The 1,268-nt window shown below is 67.0% G+C and carries 1 protein-coding gene; it reads right to left on the minus strand.

What is annotated here, in order from left to right; all coding sequences use genetic code 11:
• Nucleotides 1-1,138, minus strand: a 1,138-nt coding sequence (locus tag K7W03_RS27455) for a formimidoylglutamate deiminase (RefSeq protein ID WP_222888130.1), incomplete at its 3' end; no start/stop codon positions are given.
• Nucleotides 1,139-1,268 lie beyond the last annotated feature (130 nt).

Here is a 1,268-nt window from a genome sequence, read left to right on the forward strand (position 1 = left end):
CCCGGAAAGGCGCCCAGGCGCCCGGCGTGAGGGTGGCGGGGGGATGGCCGAGCGCCTGGGCGCCTTTCCGGGCATGATGGTAGAGGCTGGCGCCGGTTGACTGGCCTGGGGCGGTGAGAAGGTTGCGGGCCTGGTGGGTCAGGCGCTGGCCATATTCGAGCAGGCAGAGTTCGGCGGCGGCATCGATCCGGATATTTGAGTCTGAGCCTATGCCGATGCGGCCGCCCTGGGCAAGGAAAGCGCGGGCGGGGAAGAGGCCGTCGCCCAGATTGGCTTCGGTGATGGGGCAGAGGCCGACGCCGGCGGCGCTTTTCGCGATGGCGTTCCGTTCGCTGTCGGCGATGTGGGTGGCGTGGATCAGGCACCAGCGTTGATCGACCTCCGCATGGTTCATGAGCCATTCGACCGGGCGCTGGTTGCTCCAGGCGAGGCAGGCTTCGACCTCCGCACGCTGTTCCGCGATGTGGATGTGGATGGGGCCGTCCGGTGTCAGGGCAGTGATGGCGGCGAGTTCCTGCGGGGTGACGGCGCGCAGGCTGTGAGGAGCGACGCCCAGGGTCGCGTTCAGGGGTTTCAGGGCTTCCAGCAGGCGGGCGTAGCTGTCGGGGGTGTGGAGGAAGCGGCGTTGGCCTTCGGTTGGGGGGACGCCGCCGAAATTCGAGTGGGCGTAGAAGACCGGGAGCAGGGTGAGGGCGATGCCGGTGTCGTCGGCTGCCTGCGCGATGGCTTCGGCCATGGCGGCGGGGTTGGCGTAGGGCGCGCCGCTGGGGTCGTGGTGGAGATAGTGGAATTCCCCGACGCTGGTGAAGCCGCTTTCGAGCATTTCGGCATAGGCCAGGGCGGCGATGGCGCGGAGGCCTTCGGGGTTCAGGCGGTCGAGGAAGCGGTACATCGCCTCGCGCCAGGTCCAGAAGCTGTCGCCACCCTCCCCTGCTCTTTCGGTGAGGCCGGCCATGGCGCGCTGGAAGGCGTGGCTGTGGACATTGGGCAGGCCGGCGAAGGCGGGGCCGTGGCGTTCGTCGCCGGGTTCGGGGGGAATTCCATGAACGATCCGGTCAATGAACCGGCCTTTCAGAATCATGCGGACGGAAGGACGCCAGCCTTCGGGGAGGAGAGCCTGTTCGAACCAGAGCGCCATTTCGATTTCCCCTCTCCAAAGACATGGGATTGGCCGGAGATGGCTAATCCAAGACATTCCCCTCCCGTAAACGGGAGGGGTTAGGGGTGGGCGCGAGCGTAGCGAGCTTCTGACTTAGCCGTTGCAAAAC

This window comes from Sphingobium sp. PNB (assembly GCF_019873065.1).
GTDB lineage: Bacteria > Pseudomonadota > Alphaproteobacteria > Sphingomonadales > Sphingomonadaceae > Sphingobium > Sphingobium fuliginis.